Raw genomic sequence first — 4,432 nt, forward strand, 5'->3', positions numbered from 1 at the left:
CTAATATTACAACTGACCGATGCAAAGTCATTAAACCAATATTTGGATGATCCCGTTCTTTTAAGTAATTTCACTACGATGATGAAAAACAGTGAAGATTATATTTATTTTAAAGACCGAAACCATGTTTTTACAGGAGCAAGTCAAACGCTGGTGTCTTTAACAGACCCTTCAGAACATTGGAATGATTTAATAGGAAAGACTGATTACGACGTATTTCCGGAAGAGTATGCAGATGCATATTACCGGCTCGAAAAACAAGTGTTTTCTGGCGTACCAGTGGCTAACGAAATACAAAAAACACTCGATAATCAAGGGAATATTGGTTGGGTAGATAACCGTAAATACCCTATTTTCGATAATAATAATGAAATTATTGGCTTGTTTGGTATTGCTCGGGATATAACAGAGAGTGTCAATAATCAGAAGAAAGTTGAGCAACTGCTAGCTGAGAAACAGGCAATACTAGAAGTTAGTTTGGTTGGTTTTGCTACACTGCAAAATCGAAAAATTACTTGGGTTAATTCAGCGCTGGTTAAATTACTGGGATATAGTAAAAGTGAGTTGATTGGCATGCCGACTCGCCTGCTTTATGTTTATGAAAAGGACTATAAGAAAGTCGGTGCCGCTTATGCCGAGCTGAATGCTCAAGGTATATTCCAGAGTGAGGTTGAATACCTTTGCAAGGATGGAACTCATATATGGGTTAACTTTAGCGGTACAATCTTGGATGAAGAGCAAGGTACATCGCTTTGGAGTCTTGTTGATGTGACTAAAAGTAAGTTGGCTGAGCTGGCTTTGAAAGAATCTGAAATGAGGTTTCGCGCGCTTTTTGAATCAAGTAGTGATGCGATTATGTTGCTAGGAGAGAATGGTTTTTTAAATTGTAATCAAGCAACATTAAAAATATTTGGTTGTTCCACCGTTGAAGGTTTCTGCACTAGAACACCTGCCGAACTGTCTCCTCCCTTACAACCTTGTGGAGCAGACTCTGGTGAACTAGCAGAAAAACGGTTTGTACAAGCGAAAAAGAAGGGTAGTTATAGGCTTGAGTGGCAGTGCAAGCGCTTGGATAGTGGTCAAGAGTTTCCTGCAGAAGTGTTATTAATGACCATGATTTTAGATGATAAACAGGTGCTTCAATGCGTTGTGCGAGATATTACTGAACGTAAACAAGTAGAAATAGAGCGTAATGAAGCGTTAAATCGGCTCCAGAGAATTTCTAAAAGTGTACCGGGAATGGTGTATCAATTTCGTTTAAATGCCGATGGAAGCTCTTGTTTTCCTTATGCTACTCCAGCTATTTTGGCAATTTTTCGAGTCACCCCTGAAGAGGCTGCAAAAAGCTCAGATAAAGTTTTTTCTGCAATTCACCCTGAAGATTTTGAACAAGTTCTCGTGTCTATAAATGAATCAAAGGAAACCTTCAGTCCATGGCATGAGGAGTTTCGTGTTCAATTTCCTGATGGGACTGTGACTTGGTTATTAGGTAATTCATTACCTGAAGAAGGTGAGCAAGGAGCCGTAATATGGCATGGATTGGTTACCGATATAACGGAACGAAAAGAAATGGAAGCGCAGATTCATCAACTCGCTTTTTATGATGAATTGACCTCGTTAGCTAATCGTCGTTTGCTTAATGACCGATTAAATTTAGCGATGTCTTCAAGTAAGCGGACTGGTCAGTATGGGGCGGTAATGATTCTTGATTTGGATAACTTTAAACCTCTTAACGATACGCATGGGCACCTAGTCGGAGATTTGTTGTTAATTGAGGCGGCCAATCGGCTGCTCAGTTGTGTGCGCGAAATAGATACGGTGGCACGATTTGGTGGCGATGAGTTTGTTGTTATGCTCAACGGTTTAGATAGTGACAAAGCGGTATCAACATTGCAAGCTAAAACAGTGGCAGAAAAAATTTGTAGTTTATTGTCTAGGTCTTACTGTCTGGTGGTTAGTGAAGAAGGTAAGGCTGATATGACAGTGGAACATCGGTGTACCGCTAGTATTGGCGTGGTTATGTTTATAAATCATGAGGGTAGCAAGGAAGAGATTCTGAGTAGGGCAGATAGTGCAATGTACCAAGCTAAAGAGGCTGGGCGAAATCAGCTTTGGTTCTATCAATCGAAAAAATCAGTGATTAGAGATTAGTCATAGGCAGCTAACCCCGGTCTACATTGAAATGTGTGGTTTTTAGTTAATACTCTTTTCGTATTCGTCATTCCTGTATGCTTTTAGCAGGAACCTATAGTGACTGCATGGATTCCCGATTAAAAATTTCGGGAATGACGGTTATTACAGTGATTATTTATTGGGATTGATATTAGTCAAAATTTGAGGTGGTTTTTATGCAAGAACTAGAAGAAAGGGCGGTTCAATGTCCTTATTGTGGGGAAACAATCGATATTTTGCTTGATACTTCAGTGCCACAGCAAAATTATATTGAAGATTGTCAGGTGTGTTGCCGGCCAATCACGGTTGATGTCACTGTTGGATATGATGGTGAAGTTAGTGTTTTTTTATTAAATGAAAATGAGTGAATTTTAGCGCTGGACAGTCTTAAGGGGTGAAAGGTAAATAATATGCGAATTTCAGATTCTGTGGGAGTGGCTTTAGCCACGATATCGCGACTAAAGTCGTTTCCACAGAATATTTATGATTTCATATTATTTAATTCGGCTCCTAAGATAGTGCAGCGATTTGTTAATTTATAAAAAGGTAATCCGATGCGTAAGAAAATCATTAGCTCTGTTTCGCAAGAAGAAAATTATCCCGATCAGGACTGGTTGAATATGGAGGAGATTGCCTCAGTAGAAATTACTTCGGAAGACTCCAGTCACCCAATTGAATCTGCTCTGCTTTCAGGATGCACCAACGGCTGGCTTGCAGCTTCGTCGGGTGAACAAACCATTCGACTTATTTTTGATCAGCCACAGCGACTACAGCGTATCTGGTTAAATTTTATAGAAACGCAGCAAGTGCGCACGCATGAATACGTTTTGCGCTGGTCAGCTGACGGGCAGACTTTTCAAGAAATTGTGCGGCAGCAATGGAATTTTAGTCCGGCAGGCGATACTAATGAAGTGGGTGATTATCATGTCGAGCTACAAGAAGTTACTGTGCTTGAGTTAATTATTAACCCAGATATTAGTGGCGGAAATGGATTCGCTTCTTTGGCGAAATTAAAGCTGGCTTAAACGGTAGATGAGAACAGAACATGAATAAATGGGTGCTTTATCATGCTGAGTGCATGGATGGTTATGCGGCTGCTTGGGCGGCATGGAAAGCCTTTGGCAATAGTGCTAAGTATAAGCCGGTTCGGCATCATGCTCCCATGCCAAAGTTCCCCGATGGTGCTGAGCTATATATTTTAGACTTTTGTTACCCGTTGGATGTTTTGCTCGCGGCAGCTCAACGGGCAAGTAAAATAGTGGTATTAGATCATCATATTAGTGCACAAAAAGAATTTGAAGCGCATGAAAAGCAAACGGCATTGCCGAGTAATCTTGAGGTCAATTTTATTCAAGAGCATAGCGGCTGTATGATTGCATGGCAGTATTTTCATGGTGATCTCGAACCGCCTGCCTTGTTGTTGCACATTGAAGATCACGACTTGTGGCGACATAAATTGCCCAAAACTGAAGCGATAAGCAAGGCTTTGTATATAAGATTGCCCCTTAATTTTGCTGCGTTTGAAAAAATAAAACTGGCTACTTTAGAGCGCGAAGGCGTTGTCTTATTAAAGCAGCAGAAGTTAAATGTTGAACGATTACTCAAAGCGCGGCATAAGGTTAAACTGAATGGCGTAGAAGGTTTGGCAGTTAATGCGCCAGCGATGTTTTCCAGTGATTTGGGGCATGAATTAGCTAAATTATCCGGTACTTTTGGCCTAACCTATAGCTACCATGGGCAGCGGCAGTGTTATGATTGTGGTTTACGCTCAATAAGCGATTTTGATGTCTCTGAGTTAGCACAGCATTTCGGTGGCGGTGGTCATAAAAATGCCTCAGGTTTTCGTGTGGATCGGGCTACCTTTATGACATTTATGTGAATAGGCGAGATTTATTATGAGGGTATTGGTGGGAGGTGGCTTTAGTCGCGACTTGGATGAAATCGCGGCTAAAAGCCCCTCCCACAAGATATGTCTCGTCTCCAAACTCCGTTTGGAGCGCGTGTGAAGTAAGGCCTACTTACCTAGAAAGTTACAAAAAATAAGCGAATGCGTATTTAACGTCGAATACAACAATTTAAAGAATAGAAATGATGGTGAAAGTATTGATAAGTAAAAAAATAAATAACACATTAAGTTTACGAGTGGTCATTTTATGAGCGAAGCAATACGTCTTGATAAACATTTGGTTGCATTGATCCAATGCTCTCGTGGAGAAGCGCAGAAATATATAGAAGGCGGTTGGGTGTTAGTTGATGGTGA

General features: G+C 40.7%; 5 protein-coding genes. All 5 read left to right on the forward strand.

Annotated features, from left to right (window positions below; translation table 11 throughout):
- A partial coding sequence (locus QZ488_RS21270; RefSeq protein WP_293752531.1) for a PAS domain S-box protein occupies nucleotides 1-2,151 on the forward strand: 2,151 nt, incomplete at its 5' end.
- Between the two features lie 197 nt (nucleotides 2,152-2,348).
- Nucleotides 2,349-2,540: a CPXCG motif-containing cysteine-rich protein gene (locus QZ488_RS21275; RefSeq protein ID WP_293752533.1), complete on the forward strand. Its 192-nt coding sequence runs from the start codon at nucleotides 2,349-2,351 to the stop codon at nucleotides 2,538-2,540.
- A 186-nt stretch (nucleotides 2,541-2,726) separates the two neighbouring features.
- Nucleotides 2,727-3,197: a hypothetical protein gene (locus QZ488_RS21280; RefSeq protein ID WP_293752535.1), complete on the forward strand. Its 471-nt coding sequence runs from the start codon at nucleotides 2,727-2,729 to the stop codon at nucleotides 3,195-3,197.
- A 20-nt stretch (nucleotides 3,198-3,217) separates the two neighbouring features.
- Nucleotides 3,218-4,051, forward strand: coding sequence for a DHHA1 domain-containing protein (locus QZ488_RS21285; protein WP_293752537.1), 834 nt, complete (start codon nucleotides 3,218-3,220; stop codon nucleotides 4,049-4,051).
- A gap of 274 nt (nucleotides 4,052-4,325) precedes the next feature.
- The coding region (locus tag QZ488_RS21615; RefSeq protein WP_366509091.1) for a S4 domain-containing protein at nucleotides 4,326-4,432 on the forward strand (107 nt) is incomplete at its 3' end.

The organism is uncultured Paraglaciecola sp. (assembly GCF_913020055.1).
Lineage (GTDB): Bacteria > Pseudomonadota > Gammaproteobacteria > Enterobacterales > Alteromonadaceae > Paraglaciecola.

Excerpts from the sequence above, each read along its gene's own strand:
- QZ488_RS21275 (WP_293752533.1), top strand. The coding sequence starts at position 2,349 with ATGCAAGAACTAGAAGAAAGGGCGGTTCAATGTCCTTATTGTGGGGAA.
- QZ488_RS21280 (WP_293752535.1), top strand. The coding sequence starts at position 2,727 with ATGCGTAAGAAAATCATTAGCTCTGTTTCGCAAGAAGAAAATTATCCC.
- QZ488_RS21285 (WP_293752537.1), top strand. The coding sequence starts at position 3,218 with ATGAATAAATGGGTGCTTTATCATGCTGAGTGCATGGATGGTTATGCG.